Source organism: Acidimicrobiales bacterium (genome assembly GCA_025455885.1).
In the GTDB taxonomy this organism is placed as follows: Bacteria; Actinomycetota; Acidimicrobiia; order Acidimicrobiales; family Acidimicrobilacustridaceae; genus Rhabdothermincola_A.
The window spans coordinates 54,554-77,976 of sequence record JALOLR010000001.1 but is presented as its reverse complement, the minus strand read 5'-3'; the positions used below and the strand labels follow the sequence as shown (position 1 = coordinate 77,976).

17 protein-coding genes are annotated in these 23,423 nt (G+C 72.8%); 2 read left to right on the top strand and 15 right to left on the bottom strand.

From position 1 onward, the window contains the following. Nucleotides 1-12: 12 nt before the first annotated feature. The 5 genes from MUE36_00380 to MUE36_00360 form a co-directional block, all read right to left on the bottom strand. On the bottom strand, nucleotides 13-1,119 hold the full coding sequence (locus tag MUE36_00380) for a glucose-1-phosphate thymidylyltransferase (GenBank protein ID MCU0309386.1): 1,107 nt from the start codon (nucleotides 1,117-1,119) through the stop codon (nucleotides 13-15). Between the two features lie 60 nt (nucleotides 1,120-1,179). Then, nucleotides 1,180-3,426, bottom strand: a complete 2,247-nt coding sequence (locus MUE36_00375; protein MCU0309385.1) for a hypothetical protein — start codon at nucleotides 3,424-3,426, stop codon at nucleotides 1,180-1,182. Between the two features lie 181 nt (nucleotides 3,427-3,607). Further along, nucleotides 3,608-4,789: a molybdopterin-synthase adenylyltransferase MoeB gene (moeB, locus tag MUE36_00370; protein MCU0309384.1), complete on the bottom strand. Its 1,182-nt coding sequence runs from the start codon at nucleotides 4,787-4,789 to the stop codon at nucleotides 3,608-3,610. Nucleotides 4,790-4,922: 133 nt separating this feature from the next. Then, nucleotides 4,923-5,699 carry a Sir2 family NAD-dependent protein deacetylase gene (locus MUE36_00365; GenBank protein ID MCU0309383.1) on the bottom strand — a complete coding sequence of 259 codons (777 nt, stop codon included), beginning with the start codon at nucleotides 5,697-5,699 and terminating at the stop codon, nucleotides 4,923-4,925. A gap of 61 nt (nucleotides 5,700-5,760) precedes the next feature. Further along, on the bottom strand, nucleotides 5,761-6,675 hold the full coding sequence (locus MUE36_00360; GenBank protein ID MCU0309382.1) for a YihY/virulence factor BrkB family protein: 915 nt from the start codon (nucleotides 6,673-6,675) through the stop codon (nucleotides 5,761-5,763). Between the two features lie 184 nt (nucleotides 6,676-6,859). On the opposite strand from MUE36_00360, the gene MUE36_00355 reads away from it, so the two are divergent. Continuing rightward, nucleotides 6,860-7,708: a hypothetical protein gene (locus MUE36_00355; protein MCU0309381.1), complete on the top strand. Its 849-nt coding sequence runs from the start codon at nucleotides 6,860-6,862 to the stop codon at nucleotides 7,706-7,708. Here MUE36_00355 and MUE36_00350 read toward each other — a convergent pair. Next, nucleotides 7,674-9,161 carry a leucyl aminopeptidase gene (locus MUE36_00350; protein MCU0309380.1) on the bottom strand — a complete coding sequence of 496 codons (1,488 nt, stop codon included), beginning with the start codon at nucleotides 9,159-9,161 and terminating at the stop codon, nucleotides 7,674-7,676. The two genes, MUE36_00355 and MUE36_00350, sit on opposite strands and share 35 nt — an antisense overlap. A gap of 13 nt (nucleotides 9,162-9,174) precedes the next feature. After that, nucleotides 9,175-9,717, bottom strand: coding sequence for a cob(I)yrinic acid a,c-diamide adenosyltransferase (locus MUE36_00345; protein MCU0309379.1), 543 nt, complete (start codon nucleotides 9,715-9,717; stop codon nucleotides 9,175-9,177). 152 nt (nucleotides 9,718-9,869) lie between these two features. Between MUE36_00345 and metH the strand changes: the two genes are divergently transcribed. Further along, nucleotides 9,870-13,367 carry a methionine synthase gene (gene metH, locus MUE36_00340; GenBank protein ID MCU0309378.1) on the top strand — a complete coding sequence of 1,166 codons (3,498 nt, stop codon included), beginning with the start codon at nucleotides 9,870-9,872 and terminating at the stop codon, nucleotides 13,365-13,367. A gap of 24 nt (nucleotides 13,368-13,391) precedes the next feature. On the opposite strand, the gene MUE36_00335 is transcribed toward metH, so the two are convergent. The 8 genes from MUE36_00335 to lpdA all read right to left on the bottom strand — a co-directional run bounded on the left by MUE36_00335 (nucleotide 13,392) and on the right by lpdA (nucleotide 23,373). Continuing rightward, entirely contained in the window at nucleotides 13,392-14,642 is a 1,251-nt protein-coding gene (locus tag MUE36_00335) for a glycoside hydrolase family 99-like domain-containing protein (GenBank protein ID MCU0309377.1), read from the bottom strand. A 65-nt stretch (nucleotides 14,643-14,707) separates the two neighbouring features. Beyond that, nucleotides 14,708-15,724 carry a class I SAM-dependent methyltransferase gene (locus MUE36_00330; protein ID MCU0309376.1) on the bottom strand — a complete coding sequence of 339 codons (1,017 nt, stop codon included), beginning with the start codon at nucleotides 15,722-15,724 and terminating at the stop codon, nucleotides 14,708-14,710. A 62-nt stretch (nucleotides 15,725-15,786) separates the two neighbouring features. Continuing rightward, nucleotides 15,787-16,668: a Ku protein gene (locus tag MUE36_00325; GenBank protein ID MCU0309375.1), complete on the bottom strand. Its 882-nt coding sequence runs from the start codon at nucleotides 16,666-16,668 to the stop codon at nucleotides 15,787-15,789. Between the two features lie 24 nt (nucleotides 16,669-16,692). Then, on the bottom strand, nucleotides 16,693-17,559 hold the full coding sequence (locus tag MUE36_00320) for a hypothetical protein (GenBank protein ID MCU0309374.1): 867 nt from the start codon (nucleotides 17,557-17,559) through the stop codon (nucleotides 16,693-16,695). Between the two features lie 28 nt (nucleotides 17,560-17,587). Continuing rightward, on the bottom strand, nucleotides 17,588-18,694 hold the full coding sequence (locus MUE36_00315; protein ID MCU0309373.1) for a Xaa-Pro peptidase family protein: 1,107 nt from the start codon (nucleotides 18,692-18,694) through the stop codon (nucleotides 17,588-17,590). Between the two features lie 27 nt (nucleotides 18,695-18,721). Further along, nucleotides 18,722-20,521 (bottom strand): lipoyl synthase, encoded by a 1,800-nt coding sequence (gene lipA / locus MUE36_00310; protein MCU0309372.1) that lies wholly within the window; start codon nucleotides 20,519-20,521, stop codon nucleotides 18,722-18,724. 16 nt (nucleotides 20,522-20,537) lie between these two features. Further along, nucleotides 20,538-21,920 (bottom strand): 2-oxoglutarate dehydrogenase, E2 component, dihydrolipoamide succinyltransferase, encoded by a 1,383-nt coding sequence (sucB, locus tag MUE36_00305; protein ID MCU0309371.1) that lies wholly within the window; start codon nucleotides 21,918-21,920, stop codon nucleotides 20,538-20,540. 43 nt (nucleotides 21,921-21,963) lie between these two features. Beyond that, on the bottom strand, nucleotides 21,964-23,373 hold the full coding sequence (lpdA, locus tag MUE36_00300) for a dihydrolipoyl dehydrogenase (protein MCU0309370.1): 1,410 nt from the start codon (nucleotides 23,371-23,373) through the stop codon (nucleotides 21,964-21,966). Nucleotides 23,374-23,423 lie beyond the last annotated feature (50 nt).

Sequence of the window (23,423 nt, the reverse complement as noted above, 5' to 3'; positions counted from 1 at the left end):
TCGGCGGGGCGTTCAGGCCAGGTCGACCACCGAGTGGTCGCCGAGCATCAGCCGGGTGGCGTGCGGCCGGGTGGTGGAACGGTGCACGACGACCTGCTTGCCGATCAGCGAGTCGGCCACGCGGGGGATGTCGAGCACCTTGGACTGCTCGAGCACCACCGAGTGCTCGATCTCGGAGTTCACGATCTCACAGTCGAAGTACACCGAGGTGAACGGCCCGATGTAGCTGTTCACGACCCGGGTCCGCTCCCCGATGATGGCCGGACCCCGGACCGTGGAGTTGACGATCTCCGCGCCGGCCTCGATGACCACGCGCCCGTCGATCAGCGAGGTGGCGTCCACGCTGCCGAGGACGGCCGGCTCGATGGTCTCGAGGACGAGGCGGTTCCCCTCGAGGAGGGGCTGGAGCTTGCCGGTGTCCTTCCACCACCCGTCGAGGACCTCGTGGCGGACCCGGTGCCCGGCGTCGATGAGCCACTGGATGGCGTCGGTGATCTCGAGCTCCCCTCTCGGGGACGGCTCGATGGCGGCGACCGCGTCGTGGATGCTCGGGTCGAACAGGTAGACGCCGACGAGAGCGAGGTCCGACGGCGGGTCGTCGGGCTTCTCGACGAGACGGACGACCTCGCCGTCACGTCCGATCTCGGCGACCCCGAAGCGCTGGGGGTCGGGGACCCGGGCCAGCAGGATCTGAGCCGAGGGGGCGGCCTCGGGGCCGTCGGGCGAGGCCGGGTCGAAGCGCCGCCGGTCGGCTTCGAAGGTCTCGACGAACTCGGCGATCCCCTGGCGGAGCAGGTTGTCGCCGAGGTACATCACGAAGTCGTCGTCGCCGAGGAACTCCCGGGCGATGAGGACGCAGTGCGCGAGGCCGAGCGGTTCGTCCTGCGGGATGTAGGTGACCCGTGCGCCCCACCGCGAGCCGTCCCCGACCGCGGCGCGGATCTCCGGACCGGTCTCGCCGGTGATGATGCCGATCTCCGTGATGCCCGCCTCGACCATGTCCTCGATGCCGTAGAAGAGGATGGGCTTGTTGGCCACCGGGACGAGCTGCTTGGCGCTCGTGTGGGTGATCGGACGCAGCCGCGTGCCCGCGCCGCCGGAGAGGATGAGACCCTTCACCCGGACGTGTCTAGCAGCACGACCGCCGCTCCGAGCCCCCGACCTCCCCGACCGGGGGCGTCAGGGGGCGGCGCACCCGAGGAGGGTGTTCTCGGTGCCGGGGCCGACGTTGATGGCGAAGAGGCAGATCGGCGCACCCGGCGCGGACGTGACGAGGGCGTCGAAGCCCCGGGCGGGCCCGTAGCCGGGATAGAAGGCCTGGACGTCGGGGCGGGGGCGGTCGGCGGGCACCGAGCCGGCGAAGGCGCCCCCGACGTAGACGTGCAACGTCACGGGGGCCACGGTGTCCGGGTCGAGGGCCCACCCGATGATCTGCACCCCCTGCGCGGTGCGGCGGGCGGCCTCGAAGTTGCCGAAGGGGTTGCCACTGGTCACGGTGACGGTGCGACAGCCCATCGACACCGACGCCCCCGGGCCCTGGTTGACGAGTCGGGCGCAGACCTGACGGGCGCCCGGCGCGGCGGGGACGGTGGCCGAGAAGCCGTGGCCCGAGCCCCGACCGGGGTAGGCCAGGGCCACGTCGTCACGGAGCGCGGAGGTCGCCAGCGTGACCGGGGCGCCGCCGTCGACGGTGACCTGGACGGAGGCGTCGTTGGTGTCGGGGTCGATGCCCCAACCCGACACCAGCACCCCGCCGGCGGTGGCGACCGCCGACTCGAAGTTGCCGAACGGGTTGGCGTCGACGGTGACGGTCACGCAGCCGAGAAGGGGGTTGGTGGCGCCGTTGGGTCCGGCGTTGATGGCGTAGGCGCAGGCCCGTCGGGCCCCGCTCGTGGTGGCGACGACGGCGTCGAAGCCGTGGTTCGGACCGACCCGCGGGTAGGCCGCGCCGACGTCGGCCCGGACGCGGTCGGCGACGATCGAGCGACCCCACGCCCCGTCGACGTACACGTGGACGTCGAGCGGACCGGTGGTGTCGGCGTCGATCGCCCACCCGCTGAGCCGGACGCCGCCCGCCGTGGCGGTCACCGCCTCGAGGTTCCCGACGGGTTCGCCGCTGACCGTGACGCTCCGACAGCCGATCAGCGGGTTGGTGGTGCCGAACGGGCCGACGTTGATGGCGTAGGCGCACACCTCGTGGGTGCCGACGCCCACGCCGATGACGGTGTCGTAGCCGTGGTTGGCGCCGTAGCCGGGGACGGCGGCGGCGACGTCGGGACGATCGGTGGCGGCCCGCACCGACGCCGCGCCGACGCCGTCGACGTAGAGGTGCACGTCGATGGGGTCGGAGGTGTCGGGGTCGATGGCCCACCCGGTCACGCGGGCCGAGCCGTCGGGGCGGGCGGTGACGCCGTCGAGGGCCCCGATCGGATCCGCGGAGCGGGGCCCCCAGGGCGTGCCGGCGACGCGGGGGGCCGCCCCGCACTGGCCGCGCCCGGCGGTCCGGTCGCACAGCGGGGCCGAGGCCTCCCAGACGAGCGACGTCCGGGCGTTGGCCGTGACCGGCTTGTGCCCCGTGATGCCGATGTCGAAGCCGGTGTCGGCGGGCAGCCAGTAGCGGTACTCCCGCCCGTTCACCTCCACGACGTAGAACGGCCTGGGCAGGGGGGTGAAGCTGTTCGGGTTGGTCGGGTTGTAGGTGCCGCTGCGCCAGCCCGTCGAGCCCTGTGCCCGCGCGGGGTCGACGTACCAGCACGTGAGCCCGCTCCCGAGCCCGGCGACGTCGCAGGTCCGCTGCTCCATGCCGCCGTAGCGCCCGACCCGGTCGTCGACGGCGGTGTCGAGGGCCTCGTTCTCGTAGAGCTGCTGGTAGAGCTGCTCGCAGTTCCATCCCGACGACGTGCTGCACCCGTACCACGGGCCCCAGGAGTAGCGCCGCAGCGACACGTCGTCGCGGGCCACCCCGGAGGGCGGGTTGCAGTAGCGGAAGGCGATGGTGTTGGCGGCCTGGCGGGCCGAGCTGACCGAGTCGATCGCCCCGGCGGCGGTCAGGTTCCACCCACCGGCGGAGTCGAACTGCCACATGCCGACCCCGGCGGTGAAGTAGGCGGCGACGTAGGGGCCGGTGGTCTGGGAGAACGCGAACAGGTTCCGGTTGAGCGACCAGACGGCGAGGGTGTCGGAGCGTCCGAGGGTCATCGGCGAGGGGACGGGGCCGCCGGTCTCGGGGTAGGTGGGCACCATCATCATCGCCGCGAGTTCGGCCGACGTGAGCCCGGCGCACTTGGGGTGCGCCGAGGCGGCCTCGGTGACCGCGTCGACCGGTCCGCGGCCGAACGTGCGCCCCGAGGTGGGCGGGTCGACGAGGGGGATGCAGGCCCCGAGGACGACGGCCAGCCCGAGAGCGACGGCGATCGCCGCGGCCACCCGCGAAGGGCGTCGGCGGAGCGGCGGGACTGGCGGCATCAGGAGACCTCGGGGACGAGGGCGCGACGGCACCCGGAGAGGCTCCGCCCGGCTCGACGCTAGCAACGGTCGGCGCTCGGGCGGCGGCACCCTTCCCTCCCCGAGGACGGACCCCCGCCCGGACGGTGGACCGCCCCCGTGCTCAGCCCACGGGGGCGGGGACCGGGTGCGGCGTGCAGAACTGGTCGTACTCGGCGATCACGACGTCGGCGGGGTCGATCGAGCACGCCGGGCAGTTCGGGTCACGACGGATCTTGTAGGTCATGAAGGACTGCTCGAGGCTGTCGTAGGCGAGCAGCCGCCCCGACAGCGAGTCGCCCAGACCCAACAGGAGCTTGATGGCCTCGAGCGCCTGGATCGACCCGATGATGCCCGGAAGGACACCGAGGACGCCGGCCTCGGCGCAGGACGGGGCGAGCTCGGGCGGGGGCGGCTCGGGGAGGAAGCAGCGGTAGCAGGGGCCGTCGTGGGGCGTGAAGACGGTGACCTGACCCTCGAAGCGGAAGATCGAGCCGTGCACGACCGGGGTGCCGGTCTTCAGCGACGCGTCGTTGAGCAGGTAACGGCTCGGGAAGTTGTCGGCCCCGTCGACCACGAGGTCGTACCGCTCGAGCAGCTCGACGACGTTGGTGGCGTCGAGGCGGGTGTCGTGGGTGACGACGGTGACGTCGGGGTTGAGCTTCTCGATCGTCTCGCGGGCCGAGTCGACCTTGCGCATCCCGACGCGGTCGAGGTTGTGGACGATCTGGCGCTGGAGGTTCGACTCGTCGACGACGTCCATGTCGACGATGCCGATGGTGCCGACGCCCGCCGCGGCGAGGTAGAGGGCGGCCGGCGAGCCGAGCCCGCCGGCGCCGAGGAGCAGCACCTTGGCGTCGAGCAGCTCCAGCTGACCCTCCTCGCCGACCTCGGGGAGCAGCAGGTGGCGCTGGTAGCGGTTGCGCTGCTCGGGCGTGAGCGTGCGCGGCGTGGCCCAGGGGCGCCCCTGGTCCTTCCACTGGTTGAAGCCGCCGGTCATCGAGACGACGTCGGTGTAGCCCAGCTCGCCGAGGGTCTTCGCGGCGAACGCGGAGCGCACCCCGCCGGCGCAGAACACCACGACGGGGGTGTCGCGGTCGGGGATGCGGCCCTCGACCTGGGCCTCGAGGTGGCCGCGGGGGATGAACACCGCTCCGGGGATCGCCCCCTGGTCGAACTCGTCGGGCTCGCGGACGTCGAGGAAGACCGTCTCGGGCTCGGTGTCGCGGCGGGTGTCGGCCTCGTCGGGCGACACCTCGCGGATCTGGGCCTTCGTCTGGTTGAGGAGGTCACGGAAGGTGGGCACGGCGCCCCTTCGAGGTGGGCCGGCCGTCGGGGGACGGGCGGCGGGTGGACCGGAGTGGCGAAAGCCTACCTACTTGGTCGGCATTCTGCGACCTTCGCCGCAGTGGGAGGCCCGCGGACGGGACGCCGACCGGTCAGGGGGCGGCGAAGAGGGCGGGCAGCACGGCGCTGGTCGACCCGCGGACGACCGCGTCGACCTCGTCGTCGAACGGCGTGGCCTCGGCGTTGACGATGACGACGGGGCAGCTCACCTCCAGAGCGAGGGGGACCATCGCCGCCACCGGGTACACCGCGAGGCTGGTGCCCGCGGCGACCATGGCGTCGGCCTCGAGCACGGCCCGCTCGGCCCGGGCGAGGTCCTCGGGTAGGAGGGCCTGACCGAACATGACGGTGGCCGACTTCAGGATGCCCCCGCACCGGATGCACGCCGGATCCTCCTCCCCCGCCCGCACCCGCTCCAGGGCGTCGACCATCGGCCCCCGGTCGTCGCATCCGAGGCAGACGAACTCGTGCACGGTCCCGTGCACCTCGACGATCCGATCGGGATCGACCCCCGCTTCGGCGTGGAGGCCGTCGATGTTCTGGGTGACGAGGGTGTGGAGCCGCCCCTGGCGGTCGAGGTCGGTGACCGCCAGGTGGCCGGGGTTGGGGCGGGCGTCGAACATCTCGGACTCGAGGCGGATCCGCCACGCCGCCCGTCGGACCCCGGGATCGGCCACGTAGTGGTCGATGGTCGAGCGCTTCTCGGCGGCCGGGTCGCGGGTCCACACGCCGTCGGGCCCACGGAAGTCGGGAATGCCCGACTCGGTGCTGATGCCGGCGCCGGTGAGGACTGCGATCCGCGTCGCCCCCGCCAGGAGCGCGCGCGCCGCGGCCAGCGCGGCATCGTCCGCCGACGGGGAACCGCTCACCTGCCCAGCCCGGCGGCGACCGGTCCCGGAATGGCCTCGAGGGGATCCATGGCCGCCATTCTCACCCGGATCGCGACGCGCCGGCGCCCGTGGCGGGCTGTTCGGTCTCGTCGTTGAGGTACGCCCCGACCAGGACGCTCAGGGCCGACAACCACAGCCACACCATGGTGACCAGCACCGCGCCGAACGAGCCGTACGAGGCCTCGATGTCGGCGAGGAGGGCCGAGTAGACGGCCAGGCCGACCGAGGACACCAGCCAGAGCGCGGTGCCGACGACGCCACCGAGTGACCACCAGCGCCGTCGAGGGGTGTCGCGGCTCGGCGCGATGCGGTACAGCACCCCGAGGGCGGCGACCATCAACGCGGCGATCACCGGCCACCGCACGTAGGACGACAACCAGGTGGCGTCGGGGGCGACCCGACGGAGGATCGTGGGCACGACCGTGAGCGCCGCCACCAGGACGGCGAGGAACACGACGCCGGCGACGGCGAGGAGCAGGGCCTGGGCCCGCAGGCGCACGAAGCTCTGGCGCGGCTCGCCGTAGGCGGCGCGAATGGACTCCATGAGGTGGCGCACCCCGCTCGAGGCCGACCAGAGGGCGACGGCGATGGCGAGCACCAGCGCCACGCCCAACTCGGTGCTCCCCGTGGCGACCACGGCGTTCGCCTGGTCGAGGAGGAAGTCGCGGGTCGGCTCCGGGAGGGCCTCGGTGAGATCGGCCACCTGCTCGGTCACGTCGGCGGGATCGGACACCAGCCCGTAGACACTGACCACCGCGACCACGGTGGGGAAGACGGCGAAGATCCCGAAGAACGCCACGCCGGCGGCGAGGAGCACCGCGTTGTCGGCGCTGATGCGTCGGCCGATCCGGGTGAGCACCGCGCGCCACCCACCGACCGAGGCCACCGGGACGGGCGTGTGGCGCACGGCGTCGGGCACGGGGTCAGGCACGGAGTCGGGTACGGAGTCGGGCACCCCTCGCGTCTACCCCACCGGCGGCAGCTCCGGGACGGCCCCGACGCGCCCTCGTCCCCTCTCCACCCCTGTCCGTGACTCTTGACACTTCACATGCCATCTGAGACATTCACGTTGCCGGAAATGTCCCGAGAACCATCGAGGCGAGACGCGCTGCGAGCCGGCGGACACCCCAGGAGGCACCATGTCGTTCAGCACCGAGATCCCCGCACCCCTCCCCCGCCTGCACGTCGAGGCCTGGGCCGACCCCGTCGTCGACGAGCTCGGCGTCGACCCCAGGGGCGCCTACACCGAGCGGTTCTGGCTGCCGGTGCTGGGTCCCTCGACGATCTGGTTCCTGCGCCGCGTGGCCGACCGTCTCGACGTCGAGCCCGAGGGCTTCGAGCTCGACCTCGCCGACGTCGCCCGGTGCCTCGGCGTGGGGATGCGCGGCGGCCGCAACGCCCCGATCATGAAGACCGTCGAACGCTGCTGCCGGTTCGGGGCGGCACGTCTGTACGGCCACACCAACCTCGAGGTCCGGCGCCGACTGGCCCCGCTCAACCGGGCTCAGACCGAGCGCCTCCCCGACGACCTGCGCGCCGAGCACGACGCCTGGGTGACCCGACCCCAGGGCCACCCCACCGGCACCCAGCTGCAAGAGCGGGCCCGGCGCCTGGCGCTCTCGCTGCTCGAGCTCGGTGAGGCCCCGGAGGCCTGCGAGCGCCAGCTGCACCGGTGGCGCTTCCATCCCGCCATCGCCTTCGAGGCGGTGCGCTGGGCGGTCACCGCCCACGCCGCGCTCGAGGACGGGCGACCGACGCCGCCGACCGCGTCGGCCCCGGTCGCCGCGCTGGCCACGGCGCCACCGTCCGCCCGCCTCGCCGCACCTGGGCCGGGGTCCCCCCTGCCCCGCCCGGTGCCGACCGTGGACCCCACCCCCGGGCCACGGTCGTCGCGGCCCCCGGCGCCGGCGATCGGGGACTCCCGACCGTCGGCCGCCGGTGGGCCGGGCGTACTCAGCGCGGGGCGCGGGCCCGCCGAGGAGGCCTGAACGTCCGGGCCAGCTCGAGCAACGTACGCACGCCGAACCCCGTGGCCCCGGTCGTCCACTGCCCGTCGTCGGCGTCGCCCCACCACGCCGTCCCGGCGATGTCGAGGTGGGCCCACGGGATGTCGTCGGCCACGAACTCCGCCAGGAAGAGCGCGGCGGTGATGGTCCCCGCGCCCTTGCCCTTCGGGATGTTGCGCAGGTCGGCGACGTCGGAGTCGAGTCGGGGGCGGTAGTCGGCCGGCATGGGCAGAGCCCACACCCGCTCACCGGCGGCGGACGCGGCATCGCCGACCTGTCGCTGCCATCCGTCGTCGTTGGCGAGGAGGCCGGCGATCCGGGTCCCGAGGGCGATCTCCACCGCGCCGGTGAGGGTGGCCAGGTCGACGATGGCGTCGGGCTGCGCCTCGCTGGCCAGGCACAGGGCGTCGGCGAGGATCAGCCGACCCTCGGCGTCGGTGTTGAGCACCTCGACGGTGGTGCCGTTGCGCATGGCGAGCACGTCGCCCGGGCGGGTGGCGTCGCCACCGGTCATGTTGTCGGTGACGGGCAGGTAGCCGACCACGCGGCAGCGGGGCGAGACGACCCGCAGCGCGGAGAAGGCACCGAGCACGGCGGCGGCGCCGCCCATGTCCATCTTCATCGTCATCATCCCCTCCCCCGTCTTGAGGGAGAGACCGCCGGAGTCGAACGTGATGCCCTTGCCGACGAAGGCCAGGGTGCCCCGGGGCGTCTCGGGCTCGTAGCAGAGCTCCACGAACCGGGGCTCCTGCTCCGAGCCGCGGTTCACCCCCAGCAGGCCCCCGAGGCCGGCCTCGGCGATCTCGGCGGGACCGAGCACCGTGACCTTGAGGTCCTCGCGCTCGGCGATCTCGACGGCGACCTCGGCGAGCGCCGCCGGCGTGAGGTGCCCGCCGGGGGTGTTCACCAGGTCACGGGCGAGGCACTGCGCCTCGGCGACGGCGACGCCCTGCTCGACGGCCGCGGCCACGCGGGCGCCACCCCGACCGGCGACGACCACGGAGGTGAGCGGCTCCTCGTCGGGATCGGAGCGCATCTCCCGGTAGGCGTAGGCGCCCAGGCGAGCCCCCTCGGCAACGGCCCGGGCGGCGTCGGCTCGCCGGGCCGGCGAAGCGTCGGCGGGGACGACGTCGAGCAGGCGCAGCCCGACCGACGCCACCCGCCGCCCGGCCCGCACGGCCAGCCCGGCCGCCCGGCGCAGGCCGTCGGGGTCGACCTCGTCGACCGGCCCCACGCCCACGACCATCAGGGTCGGCCCGCCCTCGACGGGGAGGATCGCCACCTGGCCGGCGGCGCCGGTGAAGCCCTGCGCGGCCAGCGCCGCGGCCGGCAGACCGGCCTCGGCGAGGTCGAGGCCCGTCTCGGCGGTGACCGGCACCGCCACCATCTCCAGCCCGTCGGGCAACTCTCGGGCGTACTCGATCAGCGGCGGCATGGGCGCTCCTGGGTCAGCCGGACGCGACCGAGCGGGTGGGGCGCGACTCGCCCTCCTGCCAACGGGCCAGCGTCCAGAGCAGGTCGGACAGACGGTTCAGGTAGGGGACGACGGCAGCACCCTCCGCCGCCGCGGAGAGGGCGTCACGCTCGGCGCGGCGGGCGACGGTACGGGCCACGTCGAGCAGCGCGGCGACCATCGTCTCGCCCGGCACGACGAACTCCGTCGGGGGCTCGAAGCGCTCGCTCACGTCGTCGATGAGCCGCTCGAGCCGCTCGACCATGGCATCGGTGACGCGGCTCTTGTCGTCGGTGAGCTTGTCGCGGTTGGCCGGGTCGGTGGCCAGCTCGGCCATCAGCACCCACAGGTCGCGCTCCAGGCCGAGGAGCAGGTCGCCCAGCTCGACGTCGTCGGTGGCGGCGCGGGCCACGCCGATGGCGGCCTGGGCCTCGTCGACCGACCCGTAGGCGGTGGGCTGGGCGGAGTCCTTCGGCACCCGCCCCCCGTAGAGGAGGCCGGTCGTGCCGTCGTCACCGGTGCGCGTGTAGATCTTCACCGGCCCGATCGTACCGACGGCGTGGGTGCCGACCGGCGCCGGGGCGCTGGTATCGTCGCCACCGCCTCGAGCTGTCCTGATGGGGAGGGCGTGATCGCCCCGGCTCCGGCGATGATGGAGATCCTTCTTCGACGCGCCAGGAGCACCCCACGATGAGCAGTTCGTTCCTCGACGCCGCCCGCGAGCGGGTCGTCGTCTACGACGGGGCGATGGGCACCGGCATCCAGGCCCGGGAGCTCACCGCCGACGACTTCGGCGGTGCCGAGCTCGAGGGGTGCAACGAGCTGCTCGCCGTCACCCGGCCCGACGTGCTCGCCGAACTGCACGCCGCCTACCTCGAAGTCGGCTGCGAGATCGTCGAGACCGACACCTTCGGGGCGTTCGCGATCCCACTGGCCGAGTACGGCATCGCCCACCGGAGCCACGAGCTCAACGTGGCCGCCGCGAGGGTGGCCAAGGAGGTGGCGTCGTCGTTCGCCACCCCCGACCGGCCTCGTTGGGTGGCGGGCTCGATCGGCCCCGGCACCAAGTTCCCGTCGCTCGGCCAGATCCGCTACGCCGAGCTGCGCGACCACTACGAGGAGCAGAGCCACGGGCTGCTCACCGGCGGCGTCGACCTGATCATCATCGAGACGATGTTCGACCTGCTCACCGTCAAGGCGGCGATGAACGGGGCCCGACGGGCGATGCGCACCCTCGGGCGCGACGTCCCACTGCAGGTGCAGGTCACCATGGAGCTCACCGGGCGCATGCTGCCGGGCACCGAGATCGCGGCCGCCCTGGCGGCGATCGACCCACTGCGACCCGATGTGATCGGCATCAACTGCGCCACCGGTCCGGTGGAGATGGGCGAGCACCTGCGCCACCTCGCCGCCCACGCCCGCATGCCGATCTCGTGCATCCCCAACGCCGGGTTGCCGAGCGTCGTCGACGGGGCGATGCACTACGACCTCACGCCCGACCAGCTCGCCGAGCACCACGCCCGGTTCGTGACCGAGCTCGGCGTGAGCGTGATCGGCGGGTGCTGCGGCACCACCCCCGAGCACCTCGCCGCGGTGGTGGACCGCTGCCGCGACCTCACCCCGGCGGCCCGCGCGCCGGTGCACGAGGCCGGCGCCACGTCGATCTACTCCCTGGTCCCGTTCGAGCAGGACACGTCGTTCATGATCATCGGCGAGCGCACGAACGCCAACGGGTCGAAGAAGTTCCGCGAGGCCATGCTCGAGGGCGACCTCGAGACGTGCGTGCAGATGGCCAAGGACCAGGTGCGTGAGGGCGCCCACGTCCTCGACCTCTGCGTCGACTACGTCGGTCGCGACGGCACCACCGACATGGACGAGCTGGCCAAGCTGCTGGCCACCCAGGCCAGCGTCCCGCTGGTGCTCGACTCGACGGAGCCCCAGGTGATGGAGGCCGGGCTGTCCTGGCTGGGGGGCCGCGCCATCCTCAACTCCGCCAACCTCGAGGACGGCGAGGCCGAGGGCAGTCGCCTCGACAGGGTGATGCGACTGGCCAAGGAGTACGGCGCGGCGATCATCTGCCTGCTCATCGACGAGGAGGGCCAAGCCCGCGACGTCGAGTGGAAGCTGCGCATCGCCCACCGGATCCACGACCTCGCCGTCGACCGCTACGGCCTCGAGCCGAGCGACCTGATCTTCGACGCCCTCACCTTCCCGCTCTCGACCGGCGACGACGACCTCCGGGGTGACGCCGTCGCCACGATCGAGGCCATCCGCCGCATCAAGGCCGAGCTCCCGGGGGTCCACACGACGCTGGGGGTCTCGAACGTCTCGTTCGGCCTGAAGCCGGCCGCCCGGCACGTGCTCAACTCGGTCTTCCTGCACGAGTGCGTCCAGGCCGGGCTCGACTCCGCCATCGTCCACGCCGCCCGCATCATGCCGCTCAACAAGATCCCCGCCGAGCAGCGCGAGGTGTGCCTCGACCTCGTCCACGACCGCCGCCGCGACGACTACGACCCGCTCACCGCGCTCCTCGAGATCTTCTCCGACGTCGAGGCGACGACCGTCGAGCAGGAGGACCGCAGCGACTGGACGGTGGAGCAGCTCCTCAGCCAACGCATCATCGACGGCGAGCGCGAGGGCCTCGAGGACGATCTCGATCGGGCGATGGCGTCGGGCCTCGCGCCCCTCGCCATCATCAACGACGTGCTCCTGGCCGGCATGAAGGTGGTGGGCGACCTCTTCGCCAGCGGGGAGATGCAGCTGCCCTTCGTGCTCCAGTCCGCCGAGACCATGAAGAAGGCCGTCGCCCACCTCGAGCCGCACATGGAGAAGGACGACACCGGCGGGAAGGGTCGCATCGTGCTGGCCACGGTCAAAGGCGACGTCCACGACATCGGCAAGAACCTGGTGGACATCATCCTCACCAACAACGGCTACGAGGTCACCAACCTGGGCATCAAGATCTCCATCACCGAGATGATCGAGAAGGCGGTCGAGGTCGGGGCCGACGCCATCGGCATGAGCGGCCTGCTCGTGAAGTCGACCCTGATCATGCGCGACAACCTCGAGGTCCTGAACGAGCGCGAGCTCTCGCACATCCCCGTGCTGCTCGGCGGGGCGGCGCTCACCCGCAGCTACGTCGAGCGCGACCTGCGCGACGTCTACGAGGGTCGGCTCTTCTACGGCAAGGACGCCTTCGAGGGCCTGCGGGTGATGGACCGCCTCGGCGAGATCAAGCGCGGCGGGCCGGACGACCCCGACTGGGGGCGGGTGCCCAGCGAGAGCCGGGTGCCGGCCCGCACCGGTTCGAACCGCAACGACGACGGACCTTCCGAGCCCGTCCCGGCCCGCTCCCCCGAGGTGGAGACCGACAACCCGGTGCCCGTGCCGCCGTTCCTCGGCACCGAGGTGGTGAAGGGCATCCCCCTCGACGACATCGCGGGGTACATCAACGAGACCGCCCTGTTCCGCAACCAGTGGCAGTTCCGCCCGGAGAGCCGGGCCGACGGCACGGCCGAGACCGACGAGGAGTTCAAGGCCCGGATCCGCCCGATCCTGCGCGAGCAGCTCGCCGAGGCCAAGGCGTCGGACATGTTGGTCCCCCAGCTCGTCTACGGGTTCTTCCCGGCCAACGGCGACGGCGACGACCTCGTGATCTGGACCGGCGAGGACCGCCGCACCGAACGGGCCCGCTTCCACTACCCCCGGCAGCGCCAGAGCCCGCACCTCTGCATCGCCGACTTCTTCCGACCGGTCGACTCGGGCGAGGCCGACTATGCGGCCTTCCACATCGTGACGATGGGCCAGCGGGTGAGCGACGTGACCGCCGAGCTGTTCGCCGCCGACCGGTACCAGGACTACCTGCTCGTCCACGGCCTCGGAGTGGAGATGGCCGAGGCCCTCGCCGAGCTCTGGCACCGGCGCATCCGCGAGCAGTGGGGGTACGCCGACGAGGACGGTCCGTCACTGGCCGGGCTCTTCCGCCAGCAGTACAGGGGCGGCCGCTACTCGTGGGGCTACCCCGCGTGCCCCGACCTCGAGGACAACCTCACCGTCGCCGAGCTCCTCGACGTCGGACGCCTCGGGGTGGAGGTCAGCGAGGAGACCGGGTTCCAGTACCAGCCCGAGCAGACCACCTCGGCGCTGATCTGCCACCACCCCCGCGCCAAGTACTTCGTGGCCCGCTGAGCGCCCCTCCCGTCGGGGTCCGGGTCAGGCCCGGCGCCAGCGGAGCAGCTCGGCCTCGAGGTCGGCGATCCGCCGGCGGTCCTCGAGGGTGGCGGCCTCGATCCGGCGTTGGATGAGCCCCTGCAGCTCGACGTGGGCGTGCTGGAGCTCGACGTCGCGGGCGTAGAGCGCGGCGTAGGCCTCGCCGATGCCGAGCGGCTCGCCCGGCTCGTCGTGGCGGGCGGGCGCGATCGACGTGGGCGGGAGGCCCGTGGCCTCCCGGGCCGCACGGATCGCCTCGAGGAAGGCGCGGTCATGGACCTCGTCGGGCTCGAGGTACGCGCCCTCGGCCCACTCGTTCCACGCGTTGACGAACACCAGCCGTTCGGGGGTGCGCCGGGCCCGCTTGATCGCCGCCTCCAACCACGCCCGGAACCACGCCGGATCGCGCCCCAGGAGGAGCTTGGCGGGGCCCTGGGGCCGGCGGGGGGTGTTGTCCCAGCTCGGGACGACGGTCGGATAGCGGGTCCAGTCGGGGTCGGGGCGGTCCGCGAAGAACCGGGCGGCGTCGCGGTAGTCGGCGATCTCGTTGCGAGGGTCGGACCCGACGGGGTGGACCCGCTCGACGTGCTCGAAGACCCCGTGGGGAGGGAACTCGGCCGAGGCGTCGCACCCGAAAGCGGCGGGGTCGCTGAAGTCGCCCCACGACTCGAACTTCACGACGTAGGGCTCGCCGACACCGGCCTCGACGGCCAGGCGCCGCCAGAGGTCGAAGGTGCGCTTCGGGTCGGGGAGGGTCTGCACCCTGTACACCCCGAAGAGGGGACGACCCCCGACGCGGACGTAGCGGTCGTCGGCGAACTGCTCCACCAGGTAGCGCCCGTGGGCCTCGTCGTCCTCGGCGCTGTAGGTCTGCGGGATCAGCATCTCGCGCTGGCCGGCGTCCCAGGTGCGCGTCCAGTTCTCGTTGGCCCACAAGAGGCAGAACGGGAAGTCCGGGGAGCCGCTGCGGCGCACGTCGGCCAGGGGACGTTCGAGCATGCGGCGACCGTGGAACCAGTAGTGGTAGTAGCAGAAGCCGTCGATGCCGTGAGCTCGGGCGAGCGAGGCCTGCAGCTCCCGGGTCTCGGGCACCCGCAGGTCGTAGAAGCCGAGCTCGCCGGGCAGGCGGGGCTGCTCGTGACCGGGGAAGAGCGGGCGGGCCTTCACCACGTTGCGCCACTCGCTGAAGCCGGAGCCCCACCAGGCGTCGTTCTCGGGGAAGACGTGGAACTGCGGGAGGTAGAACGCCAGCAACCGGTGAGGCGAGCGGGGATCTCCCGACTCCGCTCGATCCTGGTCGGGTCCGCCGGCGGGCGTCGTCACCGTGGTGTGACCCGGAACCGCCGGTACCTCCGGTGCAGCGCATGGGTCAGGCGAACGGGCAGGAGTCGCCGCAACGCTCCGAGCTCGGCATCGAGCCCGGCGCTGCGTTCGCGGGCCTCCGCCGCCTCGGCCCGGAGCCGATCGCGGTCGGCGTTGACGGCGTCGAGCTCCACCGCCAGCTCGAGCTCGCGCTCGCGCACGATCCCGAGCTGCTCCTCCAGGGCCTCTGCCCGGCGGCGGGCGCGAAGGAGCAGCTCGTCGGCCTCGAGCAGACGCGCCTCGCTCTCCGCGGCGTCGAGCGCGTCCTCCTCCCGCTTGGCGTGGACCACGAACTGGAAGGTCTCGGCCTCGGGGTCGAGGAGCAGCTCCTCGACGATCTCCGGGGCGACGTCACCGGGTCCGACGTTCAGCCCGGAGCCGAAGACGGGACGGAAGACGCGCTCGAGGGCCGAGATCCGCAGGCCCGCCGCCGCCAGCGCCTCCTCGAGGGTGGTGCGGGTGAAGAAGCGCAGGTGGGTGGCGTCGAGCAGGCCGATGGGCTGGTACTGCCAACGGCCGATGAAGAGGTGCAGGCGCAGGTCGACGTGGGCGACGTTCGGCACGGACACCACGATGGAGCCACCGGGGCGAAGGACCCGACGAGCGGACCGCAGCACCCTCACCGGGTCGCGGACGTGCTCGATGACGTCACCGAGGAGCACGGCGTCGAAGGTGTTCGCCCCGACGAGCTCGTCGAGCGGCGTGACGTCGAGGTCGCCGGCATGGGCGGCCACGGCGTGACGGGCCGCACCCTGGAGCGCATCGGCGTCGACGTCGACGGCGGTGACCCGGTTGCCGCGCTCGGCGAGGACGGCGGTGACGTGCCCGGCGCCGGCGCCGACCTCGAGCACGTCGCGGTCGAAGCCGACGAAGCGCAGGCTCATGGCGTGGGCGTTGTTCGCCGCGGAGGGGTCGACCTCGACGTGGTAGCGACTGGAGCCCGCTTCGACAGGGGTGCCCTCGACGGTCGCCATGGGGCGAAATCTAGCAGCGGGCGTTTCGGCGCCCGGTGGCTGCGCCGTGCCCCGAACGCGGCTCAGGCGGACTGGCGCTTCTCCGCCGGGGCTTCGGCGGCGCCGCTCCGGGAGGCGTCCGCGTCGTCGGCGGGGTCGGGGTGGGCGGTCGGGTGGCGGGCCCGGGTCTGCTTGGCGGCGGCGACCGAGGCCTCGAGGGCGGCCATCAGGTCGACGACCCGGTCGGGCTCGGCGTCGGCGACGGGGGCGATCACGTCCTCCCCGGCCGCCTTGCGCTCGATGAGCTCGAGCACCGCCTCCCGATAGGTGTCCTGGAATCGATCGGGTTCGAAGTCGGTCGACAGGGACTCGACCAGCTGGGTGGCCATGGCCAGCTCCCGGTCGGAGACCTCGACGTCGCCCACCTCGGCCAGCTCGGGGATCGAGGCAGGGTCGTTGAGCTCGTCGGCGTAGACCATCGTGGACAGGACCAGGCGACCGTCCTGGGGCCGGATGGCGGCGAGGTACTGCTTGGTGCGCATGACCAGGTGCGCGATGCCGACCTTGCCCTCGGCCTCCATCGCCCGGGCCAGCAGTGCGTAGGGCTTGGTGACCTTGTCGGGGACGAGGAGGTAGGCGGCGTCGTAGAGCACGGGGTCGATCGCCGACTGGTCGACGAACTCCTCGATCTCGATGGTGCGCACCGCCTTCGGGTCGAGTGCGGCGAGTTCGTCGTCCGTCACGGTCACGTAGCCGCCGCCGGGCAGCTCGTAGCCCTTGACGATCTCCTCCCACGGGACCTCGTCACCGGTCTCGGCGTCGACCCGCTTCTGCTTGACCCGGCTGCCGCTGCGCCGGTCGACCTGGTTGAAGTGCACCGTCTTGCGGCTGACCGCGCTGTAGAGCTTCACCGGGATGTTGACCAGGCCGAAGCTGATCGATCCACTCCAGATGGCACGAGGCATGGGGAGCTCCTTCCCGCCCGAGACTCAGGAAAGTAGCGCCCTCGCCACGAGATCGATGCCGAACGCGGTGAGGATCGCCAGGTAGAGCAGGCCGGTGGCGGCCATGACGGCGCTGTAGGACCGCTCCTTGAGCGCGAGCCGGGTGACGACCACGAGCCCGATGGTGGTGACCACGGACATGGCCCAGAACCACGCCAGCAGGCCGTTGTACCCGTCGTCGATGGTGCCGTTGAGGGCCGAGACCATGCCCACGGGGACGAGGAGCAGCACCACCTCCGGCACCCAGAGCCACCCGGTCCAGCGCACCAGCTCGAGCAGCGGGCCGCGGGGCATCCCCGGCTGCACGAGGTACCAGTGGCCGAGCAGCATGGCGTCGGTGACGGCCCCGAGGAAGGCCGCCCCGACGACGAAGCGGGCCACGGCCAACCACACCCGGCCGTCGGCGGCGTCGGCGGCGGCCACCGCGGCGGCCACCACGCCGACCACCCCGATGATCGGGGCGACGAGGTCGAGGCGGGGGTCGAACTCGGGCACGGACGCGTCCTTGCCGGCGGCCTCGCGCTCGATGCCGGTCATGGCCGCCACCCGGGCGGTGCGCGCCTCGGCCAGCTCGACCTGGCCGGCCACACCGGCCTTGCGGCGGACGACGGACACGGTCAGCGCGAACCCGGTCGCCAGCGCCACCCCGACCGCGGACGCGTCACGGACGAGGTTCGGCTCGATCACCGCGATCCCGATGTACGCCGCGCCGGCGGCCATCAACCCGTACGTGCCGCGCATGAGCCATCCGTAGCCGAGGGAGACCTCTCGACGGCGGGTCGTGATCCACAGGAAGAACAGGCCGCCCGTCGCCCACTGCAGCAGCACCGAGGCCGCGTCGAAGCTGATCACCGGGGCCGGGCGCCCTTCGCGGGGAAGCTCACGCGTCGACGGCCACGAGCCGGTGGTCGGCGCGGTTCAGCGCCTCCGGACCGTCCGGGGTGGTGACGACGATGTCCTCGAGGCGCAGCCCGAACCGACCCGGCAGGTAGATGCCGGGCTCGACGGAATAGGCGTGACCCGGGACGAGCGGTGTCGTGTTGCCGTCGACGATGTAAGGGTCCTCGTGGGCCTCCACCCCGATGCCGTGCCCGGTGCGGTGGACGAAGCGGTCGCCGTAGCCGGCGTCGGCGATGATGCGCCGGGCGGCGGCGTCGACGACCTCGCAGGGCGTCCCGGGCACGCCGGCCTCGACGGCGGCGGCCTGGGCCTCCTGGAGCACCCCGTAGACCTCGGCCACGTCGTCGGGGATCGGGCCCGTGACGACGCACCGGGTGATGTCGGAGCAGTAGCCGGCGCCGCCCTCGACGAACATCGTCCCGCCGAAGTCGCACAGCACGACCTCGCCGGGGCCGATGACGCGGTCGCCGGGCTCGTGGTGGGGGCTGGCCGCGTTGGGCCCGGCGGCAACGATGGCGAAGTTCACCCGGCCGTGACCCTCGGCGAGGATGCGCCGGCCGAGCTCCGCGGACACCTCGGCCTCGGTGCGACCGACGAGTGCGACGGCACCGCTCTGGAGCTCACCGGCGATGCGGTCCACGGCCGCCGCGGCGCGGCGCAACGCCTCGACCTCGGCCGCGTCCTTGACCGCCCGGAGCGGGCCGACGACCTCCGAGGAGGTCGTGAACCGGAGGTCGGGTCGGACCGTCTGGAGCCCGACGAGGAACTGGGCCCAGGTGTGGTTGCCGATCGCCGCCACCCCGGCCGGCCCGACGAGGTCGGCGACGATGGCGACGGGGTCCTCCGTCTCCCCCCAACCCCGCACCCCGAAGACCTCGGGGCGCTCGACGACCCTCGGCACCTCGAGGTTCGGCACCACCAGCGTGGCGTCGCCCTCACGGGGGACGACGAGCATCGTGAGGCGTTCGAGCGGCATCGCCTCGTACCCGGTGAGCCACGGCAGATCGGGGCCGACCGAGAGGAGGCAGACGTCGACGCCGGCGGCGTCCATGGCGGCCCGAACCCGGGCCAGGCGGTCAGCGTGCACGTCCGGAGGCTACCGGTGGGCCTGGTGTCAGACCCCCGCCGAGGCGGCGTCGGCGGCCTGGCGGGCGTGGTAGCTCGACCGCGTGAGCGGGCTCGACTCGACGTGGGCCAGCCCGAGGGCCTCGCCCACGGCGCGGTACCGGTCGAACCGGTCCGGCGGGACCCAACGGTCGACGGGGAGGTGGTGCGAGGTCGGACGCAGGTACTGCCCGATGGTCACGATCCCCACCCCGACCCCGGCCAGATCGGCGAGCGTGCCCTCCACCTCGTCGTCGGTCTCCCCCATGCCGACCACCAGCCCCGACTTGGTGGCCAGGCCGGCGGCCCGGGCCCGGGCGAGCACCGCCAGCGAACGGGCGTAGCCGGCCGAGGGCCGGACCGCCCGTTGCAGCCTCGGGACGGTCTCCACGTTGTGGTTCACGATGTCGGGCCGGCTGGCGAAGATCAGGTCGAGGGCCTCCGGGCGGCCCCGGCAGTCCGAGATGAGGACCTCGACCTGCACGTGCGGGGTGCGGCGCCGTATGGCATGGACGGTGGCGGCCATGGCCCCGGCGCCCTCGTCGGGGAGGTCGTCGCGGGCGACGGTGGTGACGACGGCGAAGCCCAGGGCCATCCGCTCGACGGCCTCGGCGACCCGTTCGGGCTCGGTCGGGTCGAGCGGGGCGGGCTTGCGGGTGTCGACCAGGCAGAACCCGCACGCCCGCGTGCAGCGCTCCCCGTTGATCATGAAGGTGGCCGTCCCGTCGGCCCAGCACTCGGAGCGGTTGGGGCACCCGGCCTCCTCGCACACGGTCACCAGTCCGAGGTCGCGGACCGTGCGCTCGGTGGCGATCACGGCAGGATCGAGGCGCAGCGGCGCCCGGAGCCACTCGGGCTTGCGCTCGGCGACGGCGAGGCCGCCCACCACCCCGGCGTCGGCGAGGCGGCCCCGGAGCCGCCGCGACGGACCGTCCACGGCCACCTCCACAGCCACCCGGTCGGCCCCCTGGTCGGCCACCTCGCCCGCGGGACCAGGCGCGCCCTCGCCACGATGGTCCGCAGCGGTGCGGACCGGGGCGCCGGCGCCACGCCCTCGGCTGAACGCCGAGAGGTCGCGGTCGTCGGCCCGGGCGCCGACGACGCCGACCCGCTCCCAACGGCGCCCGTCAGGTGCCCACCGCTCGACCGCCCGGGCGACGAGCGCGTCGACGACGTCACCCATCGTCACGTCGACGCCCTCCTCGGCGAGGGATGTGACGCCCTTGTCGGGGATCCCGCACGGCACGATGTGGCCGAACATCGACATGTCGGGGGCGACATTGAGGGCGAAGCCGTGCATCGAGCGCCCCCGGTCGAGGCGCACGCCGATGGCCGCGATCTTGCGGGGGGTGGGCCCCCCGGGATCCACCCACACGCCGGGGTACTCGCGGAGACGGCCCGCTCCGGGGAGGCCGAGGTCGGCGAGGGTGTCGATCACGAGCTGCTCGACCGAGCACACGTAGGCGACGGTGTCGGCCATGCCTCCACCGCGCTTGCCGGGAACGGTGAAGATCGGATAGCCGACCAACTGCCCGGGTCCGTGATAGGTGACGTCGCCGCCCCGGTCGCTGCGGACCAGTTCGGCCCCGACGTCGGCCGGGTCGACGAGGACGTTCTCCGGACGCCCCCGGGCGCCGAGCGTGTAGACGTGCGGGTGCTCGAGCAGCAACAGCCAGTCGTCGCGACCGGCGAACAGGGCGTGCTGGAGGGCGTGAGCCTCGCCGTAGGGCACCGAGCCCAACCAGCGGACCCGCAGCGGGGCGCGCCCGATCGGGTCGTGCGCTCCCGGCGGGCCACCCGGTGCCGTCATGGCCGTCGGCGCACCGTCACAGCTCGCTCTCCCAGTCACGGGACTGCAGCGTCTCCTTCACCTCACGCAGGAATGCCGCCGCGTAGGCCCCGTCGAAGGCGCGGTGGTCCCAGCCCATCCCGAGGAGGCCGACGGAGTGGATGGCGATCGACTCGCCACCGTCGGCGTCGGTGACCACGACGGGCTTGCGGCTCACCCCGTCGGTGCTGAGGATGGCGACCTGGGGCTGGTTGATGACCGGCAGCACCAGGTGGCTGCCGAACGACCCGGAGTTCGAGAGCGTGAAGGTGCCTCCGACGATGTCGTCGGCGGACAGCTTCTTCGTGCGGGCGCGGTCGGCCAGCTCGTTGATGCGCCGGGCGATGGCCCGCAACCGCATGTCGTCGGCGTTGTGGACCACCGGGGCGAGGAGGCCCTCGAAGTCGAGGTCGACGGCCACCGACAGGTTGACGAAGTTGTGGACCACCAGCTCGCCCTCACCCACCGAGGCGTTCATGTGCGGGTAGAGCCGGAGCGCATCGATGACCGCCCTGGCGATGAACGGCAGGTAGGTGAGGCTGAAGCCCTCATCGGCCTTGAACGCCTCCCGGTGCCGGCGCCGGACCCGCTCGACGTTCTCGTAGTCGACCTCGACGACCGAGTAGGCGTGCGGGGACGTGGCCTTCGACATGACCATGTGCTCGCCGGTGCGACGCCGGATGTTGTTGAGCGGCTCGACGGTGTCGCCCGTGCCCGAGCGCGGCACGGGAGCGGGGCGACGGGTGCCGCCCGACGCCGGCGCACCCGGCGAGGACGCGGCCGGGGCAGCCGGGGCCTGAGCCGGCGGAGCGGCGGCGGAGCCGTCACGGATGGCCCGGTCGACGTCGGCGCGCGTGATGCGACCGCCGGCTCCCGACCCGACGATGCGACCGGGGTCGAGGCCGTAGTCGTTCACCAGTTGGCGCACGATCGGCGAGAGCAGCCGACCGGTGGTCGCACCGCTCGCCGCGGTCGGCGCCGCCGGTGCCGGCGGGGCGGGCGCGGGGGTGGGCGGGGGCGCCACTACCGGCGCAGGCGGGGCGGCGGCCGGCGCAGGGACGGGCGGCTCGGCGGCGGGGGCGGCCTCCGGCTCGGGCGTGGGTTCCGGCTCGGCGGCCGGCGCGGGCGCAGCGGCCGCCCCTGCGCTCTCGTCGCCGACCACCGCGAGGACGGTGCCCACGTCGACCGTGTCGCCCTCCGGCACCCGGATCTCGGTGAGCACCCCGGACACCGGCGAGGGCACCTCCGAGTCGACCTTGTCGGTCGAGACCTCGAACAGCACCTCGTCCTCGGCGATGGCGTCGCCCACCTGCTTGAACCACTTCGTGATGGTGCCCTCGGTGACCGACTCACCGAGTTGGGGCAGCTGGATCTCGGCCATGTGACGTTCCTCTGCGGATCAGGGTGGCGGCGGGCGGGGGGAGTCAGCCGTGCAGCGAGCGCCCGGTGAGGGCGAGAACGCTCTCACCGAAGAGCTCGCTCAGCGAGGGGTGGGGCTGGATGAAGTGGGCGACCTCGTCGGCGGTGGCCTCCCAGTTGACGGCCAGATAGGCCTGGCCCAGCTGCTCGGTCACCCACGGGCCCACCATGTGGACCCCGAGCAGGCGGCCACCGGTGCCGTCGGGGCGGCGCTCGGCGATGATCTTCACCATGCCCTCGGGCTCGTCGAGGATGAGCGCTCGGGCGTTGCCGGTGTAGCGGTGCTTGCTGACGACCACGTCGTAGCCCGCCTCCTTGGCAGCCGCCTCGGAGTACCCGACGAAGCTGACCTCGGGGTGGCAGTAGATGCACCATGGCACCCGCGCGTCGTCGACCGGGACGGGGTCCTCGCCGAGCATGTCCTGGATCACGCAGATGCCCTCGGCGAAGCCCACGTGGGCCAGCGCCGGTGTGGCGATCAGGTCGCCGACCGCGTAGACACCCGGCTCGGCGGTGCGATAGCCCTCGTCGACGTCGACGTGCCCACGCTCGGTGATCTTGACGGCGGTGCCCTCGAGGCCGAGGTTCTCCGACAGCGGTCGGCGCCCGACGGACACCACGACCATCTCGACGTCGATGGACTCGTCGTCGCCGAAGCGGACGGTCGTGCCGCCGTCGTGGGGGTCGTGCCCGGTGACCGCCACACCGGTGCGCACGTCGATGCCGCGCTTCTTGAAGGACTTGAGCACGACCCGCGTGATGTCGTCGTCGCAGCCCGGGAGGATCTTGGGGAGTGCCTCGAGGATGGTGACGTCGGTGCCGAGGTCGCTCATCATCGACGCGAACTCACAGCCGATCGCCCCGCCGCCGATGACCACCGCGGAGGCCGGGAGCCGCTCGACCGAGAGCAGCTCGTCGGAGGTGACCACCGTCGGGGCGTCGACGTCGAAGCCGGGGATGGTGCGCGGCACCGAACCCGAGGCCAGCACGACGTGGGTGCCGTGGAGCTCGACGTCGCCCGACTCGCCGCCGGTGACCTTGACGAGGTGGTCGGCGTGCAGCGTGCCGGTGCCGTCGAACACCGTGACCTTGCGGGCCTTGAGCAGGCCGCTGAGGCCGCCGAAGAGCTGGTCGATCACCTGCTGCTTGCGGGCCTGGGTGACGGAGAAGTCGAGCGTCGGCTCGCCTGCGGCGATGCCGAACGTCGCGGCGTCGACGATGGTGCGGTGCACGGAGGCCGTCTCGAGCAGCTCCTTGGCGGGCACGCAGCCGACGTGGAGGCATGTGCCGCCGACCTTGTGCTTCTCGACGAGCGCCACCGACAGACCCGCTGACGCGCCGTACAGCGCAGCCGCGTAGCCACCGGGACCTCCACCGATGATGACGACGTCGAACTTCTCGGCCGTGGGGACCACCTCCTCGGGAACGTGTCGGAGCCTACCCAGGGGGCGGGGCGGCGCCGACC

Bases quoted from the DNA above. Each gene is read 5' to 3' on its own strand.
- MUE36_00355 (MCU0309381.1), top strand. From the start codon at position 6,860: ATGTCGTTCAGCACCGAGATCCCCGCACCCCTCCCCCGCCTGCACGTC.
- MUE36_00350 (MCU0309380.1), bottom strand. From the start codon at position 9,161: ATGCCGCCGCTGATCGAGTACGCCCGAGAGTTGCCCGACGGGCTGGAG.
- metH (MCU0309378.1), top strand. From the start codon at position 9,870: ATGAGCAGTTCGTTCCTCGACGCCGCCCGCGAGCGGGTCGTCGTCTAC.
- MUE36_00330 (MCU0309376.1), bottom strand. From the start codon at position 15,724: ATGGCGACCGTCGAGGGCACCCCTGTCGAAGCGGGCTCCAGTCGCTAC.
- MUE36_00325 (MCU0309375.1), bottom strand. From the start codon at position 16,668: ATGCCTCGTGCCATCTGGAGTGGATCGATCAGCTTCGGCCTGGTCAAC.
- lipA (MCU0309372.1), bottom strand. From the start codon at position 20,521: ATGACGGCACCGGGTGGCCCGCCGGGAGCGCACGACCCGATCGGGCGC.
- sucB (MCU0309371.1), bottom strand. From the start codon at position 21,920: ATGGCCGAGATCCAGCTGCCCCAACTCGGTGAGTCGGTCACCGAGGGC.